Source organism: Streptomyces sp. 3330, from assembly GCF_031456635.1.
GTDB lineage: Bacteria > Actinomycetota > Actinomycetes > Streptomycetales > Streptomycetaceae > Streptomyces.
The window spans coordinates 252,401-272,166 of sequence record NZ_JAVDVA010000004.1; the positions used below are offsets into that span (position 1 = coordinate 252,401).

The 19,766-nt window shown below is 73.6% G+C and carries 19 protein-coding genes; 7 read left to right on the forward strand and 12 right to left on the reverse strand.

Annotation, left to right across the window (positions count from 1 at the left end; all coding sequences use genetic code 11):
- Positions 1–73: 73 nt before the first annotated feature.
- A complete protein-coding gene (locus tag J2X68_RS09145) occupies positions 74–655 on the forward strand; it encodes a hypothetical protein (RefSeq protein WP_310431959.1) in 582 nt (193 codons plus the stop codon).
- Between the two features lie 104 nt (positions 656–759).
- Here J2X68_RS09145 and J2X68_RS09150 read toward each other — a convergent pair whose 3' ends face one another.
- Positions 760–2,457, reverse strand: a complete 1,698-nt coding sequence (locus J2X68_RS09150; RefSeq protein WP_310431960.1) for an acyl-CoA dehydrogenase family protein — start codon at positions 2,455–2,457, stop codon at positions 760–762.
- A gap of 73 nt (positions 2,458–2,530) precedes the next feature.
- Between J2X68_RS09150 and J2X68_RS09155 the strand changes: the two genes are divergently transcribed.
- Positions 2,531–3,283, forward strand: a complete 753-nt coding sequence (locus J2X68_RS09155; RefSeq protein ID WP_310431961.1) for a PaaX family transcriptional regulator C-terminal domain-containing protein — start codon at positions 2,531–2,533, stop codon at positions 3,281–3,283.
- Positions 3,284–3,364: 81 nt separating this feature from the next.
- Here J2X68_RS09155 and J2X68_RS09160 read toward each other — a convergent pair whose 3' ends face one another.
- Positions 3,365–4,168, reverse strand: coding sequence for a pectate lyase (locus J2X68_RS09160; protein ID WP_310431962.1), 804 nt, complete (start codon positions 4,166–4,168; stop codon positions 3,365–3,367).
- Between the two features lie 728 nt (positions 4,169–4,896).
- Between J2X68_RS09160 and J2X68_RS09165 the strand changes: the two genes are divergently transcribed.
- Entirely contained in the window at positions 4,897–5,202 is a 306-nt protein-coding gene (locus tag J2X68_RS09165; RefSeq protein WP_310431963.1) for a cellulose binding domain-containing protein, read from the forward strand.
- 42 nt (positions 5,203–5,244) lie between these two features.
- On the opposite strand, the gene J2X68_RS09170 is transcribed toward J2X68_RS09165, so the two are convergent.
- Together J2X68_RS09170 and J2X68_RS09175 are read right to left on the reverse strand one after the other, a co-directional pair.
- Positions 5,245–6,636: a nucleobase:cation symporter-2 family protein gene (locus tag J2X68_RS09170; protein ID WP_310431964.1), complete on the reverse strand. Its 1,392-nt coding sequence runs from the start codon at positions 6,634–6,636 to the stop codon at positions 5,245–5,247.
- Between the two features lie 129 nt (positions 6,637–6,765).
- The gene (locus tag J2X68_RS09175; RefSeq protein WP_399039630.1) at positions 6,766–8,142 is read right to left on the reverse strand and encodes an FAD-dependent oxidoreductase; all 1,377 of its coding nucleotides are present in this window, start codon (positions 8,140–8,142) and stop codon (positions 6,766–6,768) included.
- Positions 8,143–8,346: 204 nt separating this feature from the next.
- Between J2X68_RS09175 and J2X68_RS09180 the strand changes: the two genes are divergently transcribed.
- On the forward strand, positions 8,347–8,928 hold the full coding sequence (locus J2X68_RS09180; protein WP_310432136.1) for a DUF6214 family protein: 582 nt from the start codon (positions 8,347–8,349) through the stop codon (positions 8,926–8,928).
- Positions 8,929–9,001: 73 nt separating this feature from the next.
- Here J2X68_RS09180 and J2X68_RS09185 read toward each other — a convergent pair whose 3' ends face one another.
- Positions 9,002–9,646, reverse strand: a complete 645-nt coding sequence (locus J2X68_RS09185) for a DUF305 domain-containing protein (protein WP_310431966.1) — start codon at positions 9,644–9,646, stop codon at positions 9,002–9,004.
- Positions 9,647–9,835: 189 nt separating this feature from the next.
- On the opposite strand from J2X68_RS09185, the gene J2X68_RS09190 reads away from it, so the two are divergent.
- Positions 9,836–11,338 carry a hypothetical protein gene (locus tag J2X68_RS09190; protein ID WP_310431967.1) on the forward strand — a complete coding sequence of 501 codons (1,503 nt, stop codon included), beginning with the start codon at positions 9,836–9,838 and terminating at the stop codon, positions 11,336–11,338.
- Here J2X68_RS09190 and J2X68_RS09195 read toward each other — a convergent pair.
- The 5 genes from J2X68_RS09195 to J2X68_RS09215 all read right to left on the reverse strand — a co-directional run bounded on the left by J2X68_RS09195 (position 11,326) and on the right by J2X68_RS09215 (position 15,698).
- On the reverse strand, positions 11,326–12,009 hold the full coding sequence (locus tag J2X68_RS09195) for a helix-turn-helix domain-containing protein (RefSeq protein WP_310431968.1): 684 nt from the start codon (positions 12,007–12,009) through the stop codon (positions 11,326–11,328). The genes J2X68_RS09190 and J2X68_RS09195 overlap by 13 nt on opposite strands.
- A 187-nt stretch (positions 12,010–12,196) precedes the next feature.
- A complete protein-coding gene (locus J2X68_RS09200) occupies positions 12,197–12,886 on the reverse strand; it encodes an HAD-IA family hydrolase (protein ID WP_310432137.1) in 690 nt (229 codons plus the stop codon).
- Between the two features lie 129 nt (positions 12,887–13,015).
- Positions 13,016–13,687 (reverse strand): phosphatase PAP2 family protein, encoded by a 672-nt coding sequence (locus tag J2X68_RS09205; RefSeq protein WP_310431969.1) that lies wholly within the window; start codon positions 13,685–13,687, stop codon positions 13,016–13,018.
- Positions 13,688–14,138: 451 nt separating this feature from the next.
- On the reverse strand, positions 14,139–15,074 hold the full coding sequence (locus tag J2X68_RS09210) for a M56 family metallopeptidase (RefSeq protein ID WP_310431970.1): 936 nt from the start codon (positions 15,072–15,074) through the stop codon (positions 14,139–14,141).
- Positions 15,075–15,155: 81 nt separating this feature from the next.
- Complete coding sequence (locus J2X68_RS09215; RefSeq protein ID WP_310431971.1) at positions 15,156–15,698, reverse strand: DUF5134 domain-containing protein; 543 nt, start codon at positions 15,696–15,698, stop codon at positions 15,156–15,158.
- Between the two features lie 144 nt (positions 15,699–15,842).
- Here J2X68_RS09215 and J2X68_RS09220 point away from each other — a divergent pair, with 144 nt between their 5' ends.
- Both J2X68_RS09220 and J2X68_RS09225 read left to right on the forward strand, forming a co-directional pair.
- Positions 15,843–17,585: an FUSC family protein gene (locus J2X68_RS09220; protein WP_310431972.1), complete on the forward strand. Its 1,743-nt coding sequence runs from the start codon at positions 15,843–15,845 to the stop codon at positions 17,583–17,585.
- The gene (locus J2X68_RS09225) at positions 17,582–18,274 is read left to right on the forward strand and encodes a MarR family winged helix-turn-helix transcriptional regulator (RefSeq protein WP_399039570.1); all 693 of its coding nucleotides are present in this window, start codon (positions 17,582–17,584) and stop codon (positions 18,272–18,274) included. Before J2X68_RS09220 ends, J2X68_RS09225 begins: the two co-directional genes overlap by 4 nt.
- A gap of 43 nt (positions 18,275–18,317) precedes the next feature.
- Here J2X68_RS09225 and J2X68_RS09230 read toward each other — a convergent pair whose 3' ends face one another.
- Together J2X68_RS09230 and J2X68_RS09235 are read right to left on the reverse strand one after the other, a co-directional pair.
- Positions 18,318–19,082, reverse strand: a complete 765-nt coding sequence (locus J2X68_RS09230; RefSeq protein ID WP_310431973.1) for a VOC family protein — start codon at positions 19,080–19,082, stop codon at positions 18,318–18,320.
- A 217-nt stretch (positions 19,083–19,299) separates the two neighbouring features.
- Complete coding sequence (locus J2X68_RS09235; RefSeq protein WP_310431974.1) at positions 19,300–19,692, reverse strand: VOC family protein; 393 nt, start codon at positions 19,690–19,692, stop codon at positions 19,300–19,302.
- Positions 19,693–19,766 lie beyond the last annotated feature (74 nt).

Sequence of the window (19,766 nt, forward strand, 5' to 3'; positions counted from 1 at the left end):
GAGCATCGGGCCCGCCTGCCGCGTATGGGAGGGCGGCCGGGATGTTCATGTGCTCACGAGGAGGAAGCCTTCGATGGCGTTCCGTGGTCCGAAGGTGTGGCTGTGGCGCTGGCGGCGCAACCCGCTCAAGCGCCGCGCCGACACGGTGGAGGCCTGGGTCGTGCTCGGCGCGTGGGCGCTGACCGTCCTCGCCGGGCTGCTGGCGGGGTGGGCGACCGCGGGGTCCGTCGAACACGGTCTGGCGCGGGAACGCGTCGAGTGGCGGCCCCTGCAGGGGCGGTTGACCGAACAGGCCCCGGGCAAGGCCGCCGTGAACGGCTCCTCCGCCGGTGACCGGGTGTGGGCGAAGGTCGGCTGGACCGGACCGGACGGCTCCGCGCACCAGGGCCAGGTCCGGGTCGCCCCCGGCAGCGCCGCGGGCACCCCCGTCACGGTCTGGACGGACCGGCAGGGCCGCCTGGTGACGAAACCGGCCACCGCGACCCAGGCCAGACTGCGCGCCTCCCTCGTGGGCGGTCTGGCGGGCGTCGGCGTGGCCGCGCTCCCCTTCGCGGGCGGCCGCGTCCTGCGGGGCCGACTGGAACGCCGGCGCGTGGAGCAGTGGGACACCGACTGGGCCCGCTTCGACGCGCTCTGGGGCCGCCCGACGGGCTGACCCGGTCCCGACGCGCCCGGTCCGCGCCCCGCCCGCCGCCCCGACGGCGGGGGCGGCGGACCGTCGAGCGGCCCGGCGAGGGTCCGTACGCGGGACCGGGGGCGTCAGTTCGCGCCGGGAAGGCTCCGTTCCAGGATCCCGTCGAGATCGGCGCCGTCCGGGAGCGTGCCGAAGGCGTACCCCCAGTCGCCGCCCAGCCGGGTCGCGCAGAACGCGTCGGCGACGGCGGGCGGGGCGTGCCGGACCAGGAGCGAGGCCTGGAGGGTGAGGGCCATCTGCTCCACCAGACGGCGGGCTCCGGCCGGCGTCGCCTCGCCCAGCCGGGTCCGCAGCCGCGAGACGGCGGCGTCGAGACGGGCGTCCGCGCCCCGCGCCAGGGCGAGTTCACCGAACAGGGCGTCCGCCGTCTCGGGTTCGCGGGTCAACGCCCGCAGCACGTCGAGGGCGTTGACGTTGCCCGAGCCCTCCCAGATGGACAGCAGCGGCGCCTCGCGGTAGTGGCGGGGCATTCCGGAGTCCTCCACGTAGCCGTTGCCGCCGAGGCACTCCAGGGCCTCCGCGGTGAACGCCGGACCCCGTTTGGTCACCCAGTACTTGCCGACGGCGGTGGCGATCCGCCGGAAGGCGCGTTCGGGGCCCCGGTCGCCGGCTGCGCGCACCGACCGGTCGGCCGCCCCGGCGAGCCGCAGGGTGAGCGTGGTGGCGGCCTCCGACTCCAGGGCCAGGTCGGCCAGCACGTTGCGCATCAGCGGCTGGTCCAGCAGCCGCGCGCCGAACGCGGTGCGGTGGCGCACATGGTGACCCGCCTCGACGAGCGTCTTGCGCATCAGCGTCGCCGACATCATCACGCAGTCCAGGCGTGTGCAGTTGACCATCTCGATGATGGTCTTCACGCCCTGTCCCTCGGGCCCGACCAGCCAGGCCACGGTCCCGTCGAACTCGGGCTCGGAGGAGGCGTTGGAGCGGTTGCCCAGCTTGTCCTTCAGCCGCTGGACGCGGAACGTGTTGCGGGTGCCGTCGGGCAGCACCCGCGGCACCAGGAAGCACGAGAGCCCGTCCGGCGCCTGCGCCAGCACCAGGAAGACGTCGCACATCGGCGCCGACGTGAACCACTTGTGTCCGCGCAGGGTGTACACACCGGGCTCCGCCGTGGGCCGGGCCGTCGTCGTGTTCGTCCGGACGTCGGAGCCGCCCTGCTTCTCGGTCATCCCCATGCCCGCCAGCAGCCCGCGCTTCTGGGCCGGCGCCCGCAGCCCCGGGTCGTACACCCGGCCGGTCAGCAGCGGCTCGTAGACGGCGGCGAGGTCCGGCTGGCGGCGCAGCGCGGGGACGGCCGCATAGGTCATCGACGTCGGGCAGCCGTGTCCGGCGTCCGTGTGCCCCCAGGCGAGGCCGCCCGCCGTGCGTGCCACATGGGCGCCCGGCCGGTCGTCCGCCCAGGGCGCGCCGGCCAGCCCCTCCGCGACCGCGACCCGCAGCAGCTCGTGCCAGGCGGGGTGGAAGTCGACCTCGTCGACGCGGTGCCCGTAGCGGTCGTGCGTGCGCAGGACGGGCTCGTGCCGGTTGGCCAGCTCGCCCCACTCCTGTGCCTCGACGCCGCCCGCCAGCAGGCCGATCCGGCGGACGTCCGGCTCCGCCCACCCGGCGCCCTCGCGCCGCAGCCCCTCCAGCAGGGCCACGTCGTCGGAGGCGTCGTACGGGGCCAGGGGCGGCGGCTGATTGGCGACGTCGTGGGTGACGTACGGAGGGCCGGGCGGCGCGGGGTGCGCCTGCGGCTGCGGCGGGGTGAGTATCTGGGCCATGCGGCCCATGTTGCACTTGTCCTACGGGTGTAGCAATAGTGCAACATCGTCGGCGCACGTACAGTACGGCCTCATGCGGATGAACGTGACGGCGCAGCCCGGCGAGGTCGATCTGCCCCCGCTGTCCGCGCGGTCGGTGGTCCTGAGCCTGCTGCTGGGCACGCATCCGCCCGAGATGGCGGCGAAGGACCTGGTCCGCGGGGTGGAGCCGTTCGGCGTCGGCGGATCCACGGTGCGGGCCGCGCTCAGCCGGATGGTGGCGGCGGGCGACCTGCGGCGGACGGACGGCGTCTACCGGCTCAGCGACCGGCTGCTGGAGCGCCAGCGCCGCCAGGACGACGCCGTGCACCCGGACACCCGCGCGTGGGACGGTGCCTGGGAGATGGCCGTCGTCACCGCGACCGGCCGCGGCCCCGCCGAGCGTGCCGAACTGCGCGGCCGGCTGACCGCCCTGCGGCTCGCCGAACTGCGCGAGGGGGTCTGGCTGCGGCCCGACAATCTGGGCCGCCCCTGGCCCGCGGATCTCGCCGACGTGCTCCAGCGCTTCACCGCCCGCCCCGGCGCGCCCGCTCCCGAGCTGGCCGCCGGGCTGTGGCCGCTCGACACCTGGGCGCGCACCGCCCGGACCCTGCTGGCCCACGTCGAGGCGACCCGGCGGCCCGCCGACCGCTTCACGGCCCTCGCGGCCGTCGTCCGGCATCTCCTCGCCGACCCGGTGCTGCCGGCCGGCCTCCTCCCCGCCGACTGGCCGGGGCCCGCCCTGCGCGGCGCCTACGGTCACTACCAGCGCGAGCTCGTCGACATGGTGTCGGGGGCGGGCGCGTAGGCGCGGCGGCCGTGCGAAGCGCCGTGCGGGGACGCTTCGTACGGCCGCCTTCCCACCGTGCGGACTCCGGCGGGCGGGGCGCTACTTGTAGGTGATGTCGGACGAGGCGTACTTGCAGTAGGTCCCGTCCGCGCCGCTGCCGTTGGTGGTCGGCTCGGCCCCGGTGTTGTTGCCGATGTACTTCTGGCACGGGACGATCTTCTTGCTGCTGTCGCCGACGATCGTGATGTTCTTCAGGGTCGCGCTGTCGCCGTAGTTGGTGTTGATGCCGACGAGCTTGCTGCCCGAGTAGGTCGCCTCGACGGTGTTGAGGTTGATCGTCCGCTTGTACTGCGTCGAACAGTTGCCGCAGGAGCGCACGAACGTGCCGAAGGTCTGCACCGCGAAGTTGGAGATGTTCAGCGTTCCGGCGCCGTTGAACTGGAACACCTTGTCGCTGGCCGACCGCGCGCCGCCGCCCGAGACGGTGTACACGTTGGACGACGAGGAGCCGCGGAAGGTCGCCGCGTCCTCGCCGACGTCCTCCCACCAGACGTTCTGGAGGGTGCAGGCGCCCTTGCAGTGGATGCCGTCGGCCGCGGGGGCGCCGATGATGACGTTCTTGACCACCGCGCCCGCGGCCAGTTCCAGGATCGGACCCTGGTCCTCGTCCTGGCTGCCGCTGCCAAGGTCGCCGGTGCCGTAGAGGCGGATCATCCCGTAGTCCTTGGTGCCGGACACGGAGATGGTGGACGAGACCGCCTGGCTGCCGGTCGCGCTGGGCCAGGTGGCGGCGTGCGCGGGTGCGAGCGCCCCGGTCGTCATGATCATGCCAACCGAGAGAGCCAGGGCGGCGAGAGCGCCGGTGAGGGTGCGCCGTCGGCGCGGCAGTGCTGGTGAAGTCATGTCCCGATGCCTTCTTCCAGGTGGGGGATGGTGGGGGGTGCTCCGGGCGGCCCGAGTGGCCCGAGGGGTCTCGGCGGTACGGCCGCCCGTGGCGAGGGGGAGCGTTGCGTCCGTGCGGGCGGCGGCCCTCTGTGCATGCGGGTGCGTCCCTTCGGGGGAGGGGGGTTGGTCAGGTATGTGAATGTCGTACGCGACCTTGAACGACATATGTGGCTCGTGCGGCCCTTCGGGGCCCGGCGTGAGCGGCTCGGTCACGCTGCTGAACGGAACGTAGGGGGTAAGCGCTTTCTAGTCAACGCTTTGCGCAGAACACATCCGGCCACCCGGCCAGGCTCGGCCAAGGGGTAAGGGCTTGCCGGGGGAGCGCTTCCATGACGAGGGCGCGCATGTCACCATGCGGTGCGGACGCCCCTCGCGAGATTCGGCGAGGCGCCCGTGTCCGGTCTGCCACCGCAGACCGAAGTCACCCGCCGCGCCGCTTCCGTCCTCTCGCGCACCCATGTACCCGACGTGCGGGGAGTGGGCCGGACCCCGGCCGCCACCGCCGCGCCGGTCCCGGGCCGGACCCGTACCCGTGACGGCCTCCACGGATGACCAGGTCCCCGTGGAGGCCGTCGGCCTCCAGGGCGTCGGCCACAACCTGTCCGCCGGGGGCACGGCGGTCCGGGTGATCGCCTTCTTCGGACTGGACGCGGACGGCCCCCCGGTCCCTGCCCGGCGGTTGCCGGGTGACCGCGACGACCAGCGCCTGGAACACCGGGCTGACCGCCTCCGTGACCCTGACCGACACCGGCGCCACCACGGTCGACGGCCGGCGGCTCGGCCTCACCCCGCCCGCCGGCCGGACCGTCACCGATGGCTGGGGCGCCGGCTGCCCGCCGCCTACCGGAGCCGTGACGGCGACCGACGCCCCTGACCACCGCACGCTCGCCCCCGGCGCGAGCGTCACCATCGGCTACCGGGCGACCCGCACCGGCGACAGGGCGGCGCCCGCCGCCCTCACGCGCAACGGGGCCGCCTGCGGCACGGGTTGACGCCCGGTGGGCGGCCGACGGACCCGGCCGCCCGCGGGACGGCTAGACGATCTCCTTCCGGGAGTTCTCCGTCACGTCCCCGACGGGCTCCTCGCCGCCGCCGGTCGGCAGGGCGACCGTCTCCGGCGAAGCCTTCGAGGGCAGGTGGTTGAAGAGCAGGTTCAGGACGATCGCCGTCAGACAGCCCGCGCTGATGCCGCTGTTCATCACGGTCCGGAACCAGTCGGGGAACTGCTCGTAGATCGTCGGCACGCCGACCGGCAACACGCCCATCGCGACCGAGACGGCCACCACCGTCAGATTGTGGTTCCCCTTGAAGTCGACCTCGGCCAGCGTCCGCAGACCGCTCGCGGCGACCGTCCCGAACATCACCAGGCCCGCCCCGCCGAGGACCGGCGCCGGGACGGCGGCCACCACCGCGCCCAGCTTGGGCAGCAGGCCCAGCAGCACGAGGATGCCGCCGGCGGTGGCGACGACCCAGCGGCTGCGCACCCGGGTCATGCCGACCAGGCCGACGTTCTGCGCGTACGCGGTGTAGGGGAAGGTGTTGAAGACGCCGCCGAGGACGGTCGACAGACCGTCGGCGCGCAGACCGTCGGAGAGGCTGCGCGGCTCGACCCTGCGGCCGGTCATCTCGCCGACCGCGATGAGGTCACCGGTCGTCTCGGTCATCGTGACCAGCGCGACCACGAGCATCGAGATGATCGCCGACGCCTCGAAGGCGGGCGCGCCGAAGTGGAACGGCGTACTGATCCCGATCCAGTCGGCGTCCCCGACGCCGTCGAAGTCGGTGAAGCCGAAGGGCACCGAGACCGCGAGCCCCACCACGATGCCGATCAGCACCGCGATCCGGCTCAGGAAGGGCGGCGCGAACCGCTGCACGGCGAGTACCACGGCCAGGACGAAGGCGGCGAGGCCGATGTTCTTCGGCTCCCCGAAGTCCGCCGAACCGGCGCCGCCCGCAACCCAGTTGCCGGCGACCGGCAGCAGCGAGATGCCGATGATCAGGATGACGGTGCCGGTGACCAGCGGCGGGAAGAAGCGGAGCAGCCTGCCGAACAGGGGTGCCAGCAGCATGATCGCGAGCCCCGCCACGATCACCGATCCGTAGATCGCGGGCAGTCCGCCGCCCGTCGTCCCGATCAGCACCATGGGGGACACCGCCGCGAACGTACAGCCCTGCATGATCGGCAGCCGTACGCCGAACCGCCAGAAGCCGACACACTGGATCAGCGTGGCGACCCCGCACACCAGCAGGTCGGCGGTGATCAGATACGCCAGGTCGGCGGGAGACAGTTTCATCGCGCCGCCGACGATGAGGGGCACGGCCACCGCGCCCGCGTACATCGCGAGCACGTGCTGGAGGCCGAAGGCGGCCAACTGCCGTGCGGGTGGCACCTCGTCGACGGGATGAACGGGCGCGGTCGTGGTCATGGGCACTCCAGGGCGGCGGGGGCATCCGGACAGGCTGAACGGGCCGAACGAGTCGGGGGGCTCGAGGGACCGGACGGGTGGAGAGGCGAACAGCACGAGAACGTACGGGACTTAAACAGTTTGTTGATTTCACCGATGTTGCTGCTGTGTGTCCTGTACAGCGATCGCGGCGGGGTCCGCCGCCGCCCGCAGCGCCGCCCAGTCCGGCAGCTTCACCACACCCCGCCCGAGCGAGGCGCCCAGCGCCGCCTCGGCCCGCTCGATCGCCAGCCACCCCGCCCACTCGACGGGTTCGGCCCCGGCGGCCCGCAGCAGCTCGAGCGGGTCACCCGGCAGCTCCCGCCGTACGAGGACGGGGCCGTCCGCCAGCAGGGAGGTCGCCGTCTCCTTCGCGCACGGGCGGTTGGTGCCGATGACCCCGGTGGGGCCACGCTTGATCCAGCCCGCCACGTACTCGCCCGGCGCCACCGCGCCCTCGCGCAGGACCCGCCCGGCGAGGTGCGGCACCGTGCCCCGCTCCGGATCGAACGGCAGCCCCTCCAGTGGCACCCCGCGATAGCCCACCGACCGCAGCACCAGCTGCGCCTCGATCTCCTCGAACCGTCCGGTGCCCGTCACCCCGCCGTGCGCGTCCGGTGCGGTCCGCTCGAACCGCACCGCGGCCAACCGGTCCCCGCGGGCGAGGAGTTCGACGGGCCGCAGGAAGAACCGCAGCCGGATCCGGCGCCGGGCGCCGTGGGCCGGCGCGCCGGTCGCCCAGCCGCGCAGCACCTCCACGTTGCGCCGCTGCGCCGGCGGCAGCGCGCAGGGGTCGCCGTACGCCGGGTCCAGTGCCAGCTCGGCCTCGTCCACGACCACCTCGGTGTCCGGCAGGCCGGCCAGCTCGCGCAGCTCCTTGGTGGTGAAGCGGGCCTGGGACGGGCCGCGCCGGCCCACCATGTGGATCTCGCCGACCTCGCTCGCCGCCAGCGCGGTCAGCGCCGCCTGGGGCATGTCGGTCGGGCTGAGCTCGGCCGCCCGCCGGGCCAGGATCCGGGTGACGTCCACCGCCACGTTCCCCACGCCCACCACCACGGCCGAGCGGACGTCGCGCAGGAACCCGTCGGCGACGGTGTCCGGATGCGCGCTGTACCAGGACACGAACTGTGTCGCCGACCAGCTGCCCGGCAGCTCCTCCCCGGGGACGCCGAGATGCCGGTCGGTCGCGGCGCCCACGCAGTACACGACCGCGTGGTACAGCTCGCGCAGCGTCGCCGTCGGCACCCCGCCCGTGCCCACCGCGATCCCGCCGAGAAAGCGCACCCGCTCGTGCTCCAGCACCGCGCGCAGAGTGTTCTGGAGCGACTTGATCTTCTCGTGGTCCGGGGCGACGCCGTACCGCACCAGCCCGTACGGGCACGGCAGCCGGTCCAGGACGTCGACGAGCACCTCGGGGTCCTGCTGGACCAGGCTCTGGGCGGTGTAGACCCCACTCGGCCCCGAGCCGACGACGGCGACACGCAGCACGCGGAACTCCTTACCCAGGGGGACGGAGTAGATCGCTGATGTCTCCAGCATCGCATCAGGGCGGCTCCGCTGACAGGGTGCTGTGCGCCCCCGACGGCGCGTGTCCGTTCGTATGGAAAGTGATCATGCGGTTACTTTGCGTGTGTGCTAGAAGCATCCTTTCTTAATCTTTCTGATCGTTCCGCCGAGGACGGCACGGTCTCCGTGTGGCCCGCGTGGGAGGTCCGGGAAGTCGGGGGCGCCACTTCCTGGTTCCATGTGCGGCTGGGGTTCGTCGACGGTGCGCGGGTGGAGCTGCTGGCCGTCGTCTGCGAGGGGCGGGTCTCGGTCGAGGACGTCCGCGCCCAGCCGCCCCTGTCGCTCGTGGACCTGACGGTGCTCGCGGACTGGATCGAGGGACCGCTGTTCGAGAGGTGCGAGGAGGGCGGCGCCCTCGAGACGTCCGACGCGGACGGCATGGAGGGGACGGAGGGGCCGGGCGGCGTGGAGGAGCCGGGCGGCAGGCCCGACCCGGACGCGGGCTCCGGCGCCGGGAGTGTTCCGGAGCCGGCCGTCGCGGGGGACGCCGACGCGGCGTTCGGCCCCCGGAGGGCCCGCCCCGCCTGGCCGCGCGGCGTCGAAGGGCGCTGGCTGGTCGCGCAGGAGTACCGCGCGGCCCAGGAGGAGGGGGCGGACCCCGTCCTCGCGATCATGTGCGCGACGGGCCACAGCCGCCGCAGATCGCTGAGGCTGATCGCCCAGGCCCGTGACGCGGGTTATCTGTCTCCTCGGCACGCCCGGCGCTGACGGCGGTCGTCGGTGAGGTCCGCCGACCGGCCCCGCGGCCGGGGCCCGTTGGCGGGGCGCGTGGCCCGGGATGTCACTGCAGCGCGCGCATCCGGGTGATCTCGCTCGTCTGCTGGGCGATCACATCGTCCGCCATCTCCTCGATGCGCACGTTGTTGCCCTGCGCCTTGACGTCCGCGGCCATGGTGAGGGCGCCCCCGTGGTGGGTGATCATCAGGGAGAGGAACAGCGCGTCGAACGCCTTGCCGCGGGCCGCGCGCAGCTGGGTCAGCTGGGCCTCGGTGGCCATCCCGGGCATCGCCGTGTGTTCGTGCCCGCCGCCCGTCTCGTCCTCGCCGTAGGTGGTGAGCCAGCCCTTCATGGCTTCGATCTCCGGCCCCTGGGCGGCGCCGATCCGCGACGCGAGTCCCTTCACGGCCTTCGACGCGGCCTGCGCCGGGGCGAGTCCGGTCATCTCCAGGGCCTGCGCGTGGTGCTGGATCATCATCCGCGCGTACGCCACGTCGGCGGAGTTGGGCGTGTCGTCGTCGGCGCGCTGCTCGGCCGCGTCCTGGGCGGACAGGGTCCGGTTCGTCTCACCCGGCTTGCCCGGTGCGATCACCGAAGGGCCGCTCGCCGCGCCCGACTTGGTGTCCGGCCCGGAGTCGCACCCCGCGAGGGCGAGGGCGAGGGCGAGCAGCAGGGCGGCCGGGACGAGGGGTACGCGGCGGACGAGCACAACGACCTCCTGAGGCAGGTGAGTTGAGGACGGGGCGCCGTCCTCGTTGGATCTTCGCACCATGGATCGCGCTACTGAAGCGAAAGATTCGTGACGAGTGCGTTGCCGACCTTTGATATGTGCATGATGAAGACGATACTTCGGAGCACCGCGAACCGTTCCGCGTGAACGGCGACAAGGGAGGAAACAGTGACCCTGTTGAACGACCTTCGCACGCGACGCAGACGGCTGGGAGTGGCCGCCGCGTGTACCGGACTGCTGGCCGCGCTCCTGACGGCCGTTCCGGCGGCCGCGACCCCCGACCCGGGGGACGGTCCCGCCGTGCAGCAGAAGGTGTCCGAGGGCGCCCGGGCCGAGGCGGCCGCGGCGATCGCCGACGGCGAGATACCGGGGCAGGACGAGATCGTCCACTCCGACAACATCGAGCATCTGACGAACATCCCCAAGGACGCTCTGCCGGGCACCAACTCGGACCTCGCCTTCCAGGGCAAGTACGCCTTCGCCGGCAACTACGACGGCTTCCGCGTCTTCGACATCAGCAACCCGAAGTCGCCCAGAACCATCGCGCAGGTGCTGTGCCCCGGCTCGCAGAACGACATCTCGGTCTCGGGCGACCTGCTCTTCCTGTCCACCGACTCCTCACGCAGCGACAGCAGTTGCAACAGCACCACGCAGCCGGTGACCGAGAAGTCCTCCTGGGAGGGCATGAAGGTCTTCGACATCAGCGACAAGGCGAACCCGAAGTACGTCGCCGCCGTCGAGACCGCCTGCGGCTCGCACACCCACACGCTGGTGCCCGAGCGCAAGAATGTCTACATCTACGTCTCCTCGTACTCGCCGAACGCCGCCTACCCGGACTGCCAGCCCCCGCACGACGGCATCTCGGTCATCAAGGTGCCGCGCAAGGCGCCGGAGAAGGCCGCGATCGTGAACTTCCCCGTGCTGTTCCCGGGCGAGGGCCCGGACGGCGGCGGCAACCCGGGCTCGCCCACCAACCCCGGGGTCTCCAAGACGACCGGCTGCCACGACATCACGGTCCTGCCCTCCGAGGACCTGGCGGCGGGCGCCTGCATGGGCGACGGCATCCTGTTCTCCATCAAGGACCCGGAGCACCCGAAGGTCATCGACCAGGTCCAGGACAACGTGAACTTCGCGTTCTGGCACTCGGCGACCTTCAACCAGAAGGCGAACAAGGTCGTGTTCACCGACGAGCTCGGCGGCGGCGGCGCGGCCACCTGCAACGCGGCGATCGGGCCGGACAAGGGCGCCGACGGCATCTACGACATCGTCGGCAAGGGCGACAAGCGCAAGCTGGTCTTCCGCAGTTACTACAAGATCCCCCGCCACCAGGCGGACACCGAGAACTGTGTGGCCCACAACGGCTCGCTGATCCCGGTCAAGGGCAAGGACATCATGGTGCAGGCCTGGTACCAGGGCGGTGTCTCGGTCTGGGACTTCACCGACTCGTCGAAGCCCAAGGAGATCGCCTACTTCGAGCGCGGCCCGATCTCCACCACCACCCTGGTGGGCGGCGGCTCCTGGTCGGCGTACTACTACAACGGTTACATCTACTCCAACGACATCGCCAAGGGCTTCGACGTGCTGAAGCTCAGCGACCGGCGCACCGACCCGGCCAAGCGGGTCCGGGTCCACGAGCTCAACGTCCAGACCCAGCCGGACTACTTCGACTGACCCTCGCTCCGCGGAGCCGTCGGGTCGGTCGCGAAGAAGCGCGACAGATCGGTGTCACTCCTCCCGCCGGGCGCCTCGGCGTCCGGCGGGACCCCCTGCTCCCAGTCGAGCCGGTAGCGCGCGAACAGTTCGGCGCGCAGCGTCGTGAGGGGCAGCGGCACGTTCGGCAGCACCATCGCGTAGACGGCGCCCATGAGCTGGGAGCGCAGCATCGGGTAGTCGTGGGCGACGTCCTGCGACCCGTGCCGGGCCGCCGTGTCCCGCAGCAGCTCGGCGAGACGCTGCTGCTCCGGGCACTGCACGAACCCTTCGGCCTGCAGCAGACCCGCCATGTGCTGCCGCATCAGCACCGTACGGTCCCGGGCCAGGCCCAGGATCGCGTCGATGGCCCGCGCCATCCGCTCCCGGCCGTCCTCGGTGCGCGGCTCCCGCTCCAGCGCTTCCTCCAGCGTCCGGTGCATCAGCCGGTGCACGGCCGACTGGACCAGCTGCCGCTTGCCGGGGAAGTAGTACGACACCAGACCGCGCGCCGAGCCGGCCCGGTCCGCGATGTCCCCGAGCGTCGTCGCCTCGTATCCGCGCTCGCCCACCAGTTCCACCGCGGCCTGAAGCAACCGCTCCCGGGAACGGCGCCGCAATTCTTCATTGACCGACGCGCTGCGCGGGGACATCCTGGAACTCCTGCGTTGACTGGCTGCCAGCCAACTATACTCAGGGCAACCCGGTGGCGTTCCGGTTCGGAGCACACCGGGCTGCCGCCTGCTCTGGGCGACGCGGGGGATCGTCCAGAGTGGGCGTGCTCTTCCCGTAATGGTGGCCTGAGGCGACCTTCGGTGGAGTGCGTGCGCGACCCTCGGGTCATCCCACCAGGTCCAGCACCCCGCGCAGCGCGTCCGGCCGCTCGGCCGCCGGCAGATGGTCCACGAAGTGCACGGCACAGCCCAGCGCCGCCGCCCCGCCGTCCGCGCGTCGGTCGTCACCCACCATCAGCGTCCTGCCGGGATCGGCGCCCAGCGCCTCGCACGCGACCGTGAAGAGCCGGGGGTCGGGCTTCTGGACGCCGTGCTCGTACGACAGCGCGTACGCGTCGACGTACCGGTCGAGGCCGTGCTCCCGGAAGACCGGCCGCGGGTCCCAGCCGATGTTGCTGACCACGCCGACCCGGAGTCCGCGCTCGCGCAACCCGCTCAGCACGTCGAGGGCGTCCGGGTACGGCGCCCAGGCCGCGGGCATCCTGTGCCGTTCGTACAGGGCGTCGTGCAGCGCAGGATCGGGCAGCGGCACCTGACGGGACAGGCCGGTGTACGCGGCCCGGTGCAGTTCCGCGCTCTCGTCCCGCACCCGCCACACGTCCGCGACCGCGGCGGGCAGCCGGACCGGAGCCGCACCGCCGGGCAGCGCGCCGGCCGTCTCCAGCGCCCGCGCCTTCTCGGCGAACTCCGACGCGGAGAGCGTGACGCCCGCCGCCTCCAGCACCGCCCCCAGCCAGGCCTCGGTGGACTCGATACGGAACAGGGTCCCGGAGAAGTCGAACAACACCGCTGTCATGCGCATGGGGCCGAGTCTACGAACGGGGCGCAGCGCACGGGCCCGCGCTCCGCCGGGTCGGGGTTTCCCGATCCCGCGGAGCCGCGTCCGGTATCAGCGGAAGATCGCCGCAGCGCCGGTCCGGCGGCGTCACGGGCGCCGGCGCAGGTGTGCCGCGATCGCCAGGGCCACCAGCATCGCGCCCAGCAGCCAGCCGCCCACGACGTCCGAGGGCCAGTGCACGCCCAGCCAGATCCGGGTCAGTCCCACGCCCACCACGGAGACCACCGCCACCGCCAGCGCAGTGCGCCACACGACAGGGGCCACGCCGTACCGGCGCATCAGCCACAGCAGGAGACCGAAGACCACGGTGGCCGTCAGGGCGTGCCCGGAGGGGTACGCGGCGTAGTGGGCGGAGTCGACCGGGTCGGGCCAGACCGGTCGGGCGCGACCCACCGCCGCCTTGAGGCCCTGCTGGACGAGTGTGCCCACCGCCGCCGTGACGACCAGCCACCCGGCCGTCCACCAGGCCCTGTGCCGCCACACGAGCCACACGGCGACCGCCGCGCCCAGCAGACGCATGGTCAGGGGGTCCCAGACCCAGTCCGTGAGGATGCGGCAGGCCTGGGTGACGTCGGGATCGGCGACGGCCCAGCGGTGGGTGGTGCGGGAGATGTCGGCGTCGGCGGAGATCAGGGGATGCCAGGCGGCCGCGACGAGGGTGAGGAGCAGAGCCGAGCACAGCCCCAGGACCAGGGCGGTCCGGAGCGTCGTGCGCAGCGCCGGGGGGTGGGGCGGGGAGTCGACGGACGGATGGTGCATACGGCGATCCTCGCCGAACGGTGGGGCCGGAAGCGAACTCCGCCGGCCGTCCCGGGGCGAGGGGCGGTCGGCCTCCGCCTTTCACCGGCCGCCGGGAACGGTCGCCGGGGCCCCCGCCTCGACCGCCCGCCCCGGCCGACGACCCTGACTGCCCCGGCCGCAGGGAGGGGTCGTCCCGGTGAGGGGGCCCGGCCCCGCGGCCGGGGCGGACGGCCTGATCGGGGGTGACCGCACGGGTCGTGGGCGCCAGGGGAGGCCGGTCGGAGCTGACCGGATGGGTGGGAGGCGACCGGGCCGGGTCGGGACGGCCGGCCCGACCGCGTCGGTCCGGCGGTCGACCGGAGGACGGCCGGGCCGATCGGTTGTCGTCCGGAGGCGGCGAGGCCGACCGGTCCGGGTCCTGGGACGGGACGCGGCTCGGGGGCGGCGGAGGCTCCGGGGTCGCGGGGTTCTAGCCGAGTGCGCGCAGGGCGGGGACCAGGGTCACCAGCACCGGGACCACCGGTACGAGGGAGGCCGCCGCCGTCAGGCGCAGTCTGCGGGCCGCGGTGAGGCGGTCGGGGGGCGTGAGCAACCGGTTCACGCGCTGCGGGACATGGGCCTGCGGGGCCGGGGAGGGGCCGAACACGCCCCGGGCCTCGTTGAGTTCGACCAGGGCCAGCGCGGTCGTCAGCCGTCCGCAGCGCCGGGAGGCCATGTCGTCCGCGGACAGCTCGACCAGCCGGTGCATCTCGTCGCGGAACGCGGCGAACACCGGCACCTGCGGAAAGCCGGTCGCCAGTGCGGTCGAGCAGTTCAGCAGCCAGTCGTGACGAGCCTGGGCGTGTCCCTGCTCGTGTGCCAGCACGGCATCCAGCTGACGCCCCTTCAGGCGACGCAACGCGGCCGTGGTCACCACCAGTTGGGGAGCCGCGCCCGCCAGCCACCAGGCGTCGGGCCGCTCGCCCTCCAGGACGAGCAGGCGGCCGGACGCGGACTTCTCGCCGGGCAACAAGGGTGCACGCAAACGGAGTTCGGCGTGCCGGGACCGGCGTCCGGCCCGGCTCCGCAGCACCTCCCGTACGAGCATCGCCCCGCTCCACAGACCGCCGCACGCGAGCGCCACCGCGGTCGCCGCCGCCCAAGGACCCGTCGCGCCCAGCGCGTACGCCTCCACCACCGCGCGCGGGGCCGGCGCGAAGACATGGCCGCGCACCGCCTGCCAGGCCGCCGCCGCGCTGAGCGTCATCGACAGCACGCAGCACAGCAGGACCGCGGCCACCACGCACTGCCACGCCCACAGCGCGATCACCGGTTCGCGGTCCGGCCAGTCGGCCCGGGCGATCAGCCGGGGGGCGATCACGGCGGTCAGGGCACCGAGCAGCAGCAGTACCACGGGGACCATCATGGGCAGCACCCTATGAGCGGCGTACCGCTCACGGGTACGGCTTGCCGCGGCGAAGTGACGCAGACCACGCCCGAGTCGGGATCACATCGTCAGCAGCATGGCGAGCATCCCGATCCCCATCGACAGCCGGCACGCGCGCGCCACCTCGGGCCGGTCGCCCCAGGCCACGGCGGCGCCTCCCGCCCCGGCCACCGGCAGCAGCCGGGCCCCGGCGAGCAGGACGTAGCCGGTGAAGTACAGCAGCAGCACCCCCGTCAGCAGCGGGACGCCGGAGCCCCCGTGACCGTGCCGGTGCGCGGGCGCGTCGGCCATCACGGCCGCCATGTAGACCATGGCTCCGGTCCCGACCAGATGGTGCAGATGATGGGCGCTGACGCGGGCGGCCCACAGGGCCCGTAACGCGGCCGCCCCGAAGACCGCCGCGAAGGCGGGCCAGGTCCACGCGGGCGGGGTGAACGCGGCCGCGGGCACGGCCATCGCGGCCATCCCGAAGCCCATCAGCGCCTCGCCGCCCGCGGCCCTGCGCTGTTCCTCGACCGCGCTGCGCATCCGCAGCAGGCAGTAGGCCCCGGTCGCCGCACACAGCGCCACCAGCAGCCAGCCGGGCGAAGCCGGTCCGTGCACGCGCACCTCCCCGCTCGACGTTCGCAATCGAGGGTTGCGATGCCCGCGGCACACCGTGCGCACGCGGGCGCAAGGGTGTACACGGGGAGCACTCGGCGGAGCACGAGATAGTTCACGAGTAAAACACATGCTAAATTAGTGGGTATGAGCCGTGCGAACCCTCAGTGCCCCCACCCGGAACCCCGCCCCGAACCGCGAGGCGGGCAGCGCGGCCACCGGCACGGGCGCCCGGGACGCCGCCTCCCGATCACCGCAGCGCTCCGCCTCGGCCGGCCCTCCGACATCTGGTTCAAGCCCGCCCTGAGCGTGATCGCCGCCGTCGCCCCGCCGAACCTGATCCTGCTGGCCCTCGGACGGCTGGACCTGGCGATGTACACGATGGCCGGGTCGCTGTGCGCGCTGTACGCCCACAACCGCCCCTATCGCGCCAGGGCCCGTGTCCTGGCCTGGGTGGTGCTGGGCATGACCGCCGGTCTGGCGGTCGCCCTGCTCACGGCCTCGCTGACCCGCGACGCCGTCGCCCTGGTCACCGTCGGCGCCCTGCTCGCGGCCGCGCAGAAGGCCCTCTGCGACGCGACCCGCCTCGGCCCGCCCTCCAACGTCGTCCTCACCTTCATCAGCTCCGCGGCGCTGTTCGCGCCGCAGTCGCCCGGCCAGGTCCCCGGCCACCTGGGGCTGGCCCTCGCCGCGGGCGCCTGGTCCTGGCTCATCGGCATGGCGCCCGGGCTGCTGCGGCCGCACGGCCCCGAGCGCCGCGCCACCGCCCACGCCCTGGCCACGGCAGCCGCCCACGCCGTCCACGCCGCCCACCCTGCCGAGGATGCCCCGGACGACAGCCACGCCCGGACCCGCGCCGCCGCGGCCGCCGCCGTGCACGCCGCCTGGCAGACCCTGCTGTCGGCCCGCGCCACGCAGACCCGGCGGGCCCTGGAGCGTCTCGTCGTCCGCGCCGAGATCGCCCTCGCCGCCCCCCGCGACACCGACCCGAAGCGGCTGCGCGACTGGGCCCGCGACCTGCGCGGCACCGGTCCGGTCCCGCGTCCTGACGACCTCGTGGACGACGACGAGCTCCTGGGCGTCGACGCCGAACTCGCGACCGGCCGACCGTCGCTGCGGCTGCGCCTCGGCCCCCTCGCGCCGATCGCCGCCCGCACCGCCCTCGGCTGCGCCCTCGCCGGATACGCCTCCCTCGCCGTCGGGGTCGGCCGTCCCTACTGGGCCCTGGTCACCGCCGCGTCCCTCTACCAGGCGAACATCACGCTCACCTGGAGCCGCGGGGTGCAGCGCGTCGTCGGCAACCTGATCGGCGTGTCCGCCTTCGCCGCGCTGGTCCCGCTCGCCCATCTCACCCAGGCCGCCCTCGTCCTGATCTGCCTCGCGCTGAACTTCGGGGCCGAGGCGCTGATCAGCCGCAACTACTGGCTCGGCAGCGTCCTCGTGACTCCGATGGCCCTGCTCATCACCGAGTTCGCGCAGGTCCAGGACCCGGGTCGGCTGATCACCGAGCGGCTCGCGGACACCCTCGTCGGCGCCGTGGTCGGCTTCGCCGCCGGTGTCGCCGTCACCAACCGCCGGGCCGGCGACCGACTCGGGCACGCCCTGACGGCCGTCGAACAGGCCCGCGAACAGGCCGCCCGCCTCCTGGCCGAACCGTGCCCCGCGCCCGGCGCGCTCGAGTCCGCCCGCCGTCGGCTCGCCACGACACTCGTCGACCTGCGCGGCACCGCCGACGCCGCGTCCGGCGAGTGGTGGCAGCGGGCGCTGCCCGAGGAGCGGGTCGTCGCGGCCGAGCAGTCCGGACACCGTACGCTCGCGGCGACGGTACGGCGCCAGGGACTCCTCCTGGACCGGGAGGCGAGCACGGGAGCGGAGGACGTACGGCGATGACGGCGACGCAGGGACGGGCGGCGGCCGGGAACGGGACGGGGGAAGGAGCGGCGGCCGGGGCGCAAGGGGCGGCCGGGGACCCCGGAACCACCGGTGACCGCGCGAGGAGCGGCGACGGCCCGGACAGCGGGAACAGGCGGGGGAGCGGTGCCCGGAAGGGCGGCGGCGACCCGGCGCGGGCGGCGCGCGACGACACCGTCGCCGCCGTCGTGCGGCAGTGGCAGACGGTCCGGCCCGACCTCGACACCGGCCCCATGGAGATCATCGGCCGCGTCAACCGCTGCGCCGCGCTGCTCCAGCAGGCCGAGGACGCCCCGCTGCGACGGGCCGGCCTGAGCCGCGCGGAGTTCGACCTGCTCGGCGCGCTGCGCCGCACCGGCCACGAGCTGACCCCCGGCGAGCTGGCCCGGGAGACCTTCTCCTCCGGGGCGGCCGTCACCAAGCGGCTCAAGCAGCTGACCGAACGCGGTCTGGTGGAGCGCCGCGTCGACAGCCGGGACCGCCGGGTCGCCCACCTCCGGCTCACGGACGCCGGACGCGACCTCGTCGACGGCATCATGCCGGAGCAGCTCGTCTACGAGAGCGCCGTGCTGTCCGCCCTCGACAGCGGACGGCAGGGCGAACTGGCCGATCTGCTGGGCGAGTTGTTGAGCCGGCTCGAGGGACACATGCGGGCGGTCAGGGTCTGAACGCCGGGTCGGCGCGGGACGGGACCCGGTGACCGGGCGGCGGTCACTCCTCGTCCGCCGCCCGGTACACGCCGAACACCGCGCCCTGCGGGTCCCGCAGCACGGCGATCCGGGGACCGTCCGGCACCGCGGTCGGTTCCATGAGGGCGGTGCCGCCCGCCTCCACCGCCGTCCGGGTCGACTCCTCCACCTCCGTCACCGCGAAGTACGGCAGCCAGTGCGGGGGCACCTCGGGCGGGAACTTCTCGTCCATCGTGATCACGCCGCCGAAGTCCGCGCCGCCGACACCCCACTGGAGGTAGTTCTCCGAGGAGCGGACCGTCCAGCCGAACACCGTCGTGTAGAAGGTCTCCGCCCGCCGGCGATCGCGGGTCAGCAGTTCGACCCAGCCGAGCGAGCCGGGCGCGTTGAACAGCCCGGCGCCCGGGAAGGCCCGCGCCTGCCACAACTGGAACGCGGCGCCGGCCGGGTCGAGGACGACCACGAAACGACCCGCGTCGAAGACGTCCATCGGGCCGACCAGCACCTTGCCCCCGGCCTCCGTGAGCAGCCGCGCGCTGACATCCGCGTCGGTCACCGCGAACGACACGCTCCAGGCACAGGGCTGTGCCTCCTGATACAGCGGGCTGAGGGCGGCGACGGCCGATTCGCCGAGGTGCGCGACCGTGTAGCCGCCCGCCTCCGGACGCGGATCCGTCTCCGCGCGCCAGCCGAACAGCTCCGCGTAGAACCGCTTCGCCGACTCCAGGTCACTGGTCCCCAGCTCGGCCCAGCAGGGCCCGCCGGGCACGGGCGCGTCGAGCTTCATGGCGTTCCTTCCGAAAGGGACCCCCATCAGCACGCTATGCCCCGGTCCGGGCCACGGCATCCGGTGGCCGCCGCGGCCCGGAAAACACGGTCCGGCCTGGCCCGATGGCCTCGGCACTCCCGCCGAACCGGCTGCCCGCCCGCCGCCCCTCGGCAGGCCGGCGAGGACCGACCGGGGCGCGCCGGATCCCGCTCGGATCCCGGCCGATCCGAGCGGCTCAGACGCCCGGTCGGTAGCGGATCGGATGGTCCGCAGGCACCTCCACCAGAACGATCGGCGTGCCGTCCGGGTCGGCGATCCACATCTCGAGCAGCCCCCACGGCTCCCGCACCGGAGGCCGGACGATCTCGACCCCCCGGGCCCGCAGCTCGTCGTGCGCCGCCGCCACGTCGGGCACCTGGAGCCACAGCCGCAGGGCCGGGTCCGGCGGTGTCGCCGAGCGGCCGGATACCTCCAGGAACCCGCCGCCCAGGAAGTAGACGACTCCGCGCTCCGGCCCCGTACCGAACTCGCGGTAGACCGCGAGGCCCAGCTGCTCGCCGTAGAAGGCGCGGGAGCGCTCGGGGTCGGCCGGCCGGAGCAGGGTCCTGCTGCTGAGTACGTGCACCATGCATCCGGAGCCTACCGGCGCAGGGTCTACGCTCGGCGTTGCCCCAGCCGAGTCGGAGACCGGAGAACGCCCGC

Coding starts and splice junctions, on each gene's coding strand:
- J2X68_RS09145 (WP_310431959.1), top strand. CDS start 74: ATGGCGTTCCGTGGTCCGAAGGTGTGGCTGTGGCGCTGGCGGCGCAAC.
- J2X68_RS09150 (WP_310431960.1), bottom strand. CDS start 2,457: ATGGCCCAGATACTCACCCCGCCGCAGCCGCAGGCGCACCCCGCGCCG.
- J2X68_RS09155 (WP_310431961.1), top strand. CDS start 2,531: ATGCGGATGAACGTGACGGCGCAGCCCGGCGAGGTCGATCTGCCCCCG.
- J2X68_RS09160 (WP_310431962.1), bottom strand. CDS start 4,168: ATGACTTCACCAGCACTGCCGCGCCGACGGCGCACCCTCACCGGCGCT.
- J2X68_RS09170 (WP_310431964.1), bottom strand. CDS start 6,636: ATGACCACGACCGCGCCCGTTCATCCCGTCGACGAGGTGCCACCCGCA.
- J2X68_RS09195 (WP_310431968.1), bottom strand. CDS start 12,009: ATGTCCCCGCGCAGCGCGTCGGTCAATGAAGAATTGCGGCGCCGTTCC.
- J2X68_RS09200 (WP_310432137.1), bottom strand. CDS start 12,886: ATGACAGCGGTGTTGTTCGACTTCTCCGGGACCCTGTTCCGTATCGAG.
- J2X68_RS09205 (WP_310431969.1), bottom strand. CDS start 13,687: ATGCACCATCCGTCCGTCGACTCCCCGCCCCACCCCCCGGCGCTGCGC.
- J2X68_RS09210 (WP_310431970.1), bottom strand. CDS start 15,074: ATGATGGTCCCCGTGGTACTGCTGCTGCTCGGTGCCCTGACCGCCGTG.
- J2X68_RS09220 (WP_310431972.1), top strand. CDS start 15,843: ATGAGCCGTGCGAACCCTCAGTGCCCCCACCCGGAACCCCGCCCCGAA.
- J2X68_RS09225 (WP_399039570.1), top strand. CDS start 17,582: ATGACGGCGACGCAGGGACGGGCGGCGGCCGGGAACGGGACGGGGGAA.
- J2X68_RS09230 (WP_310431973.1), bottom strand. CDS start 19,082: ATGAAGCTCGACGCGCCCGTGCCCGGCGGGCCCTGCTGGGCCGAGCTG.
- J2X68_RS09235 (WP_310431974.1), bottom strand. CDS start 19,692: ATGGTGCACGTACTCAGCAGCAGGACCCTGCTCCGGCCGGCCGACCCC.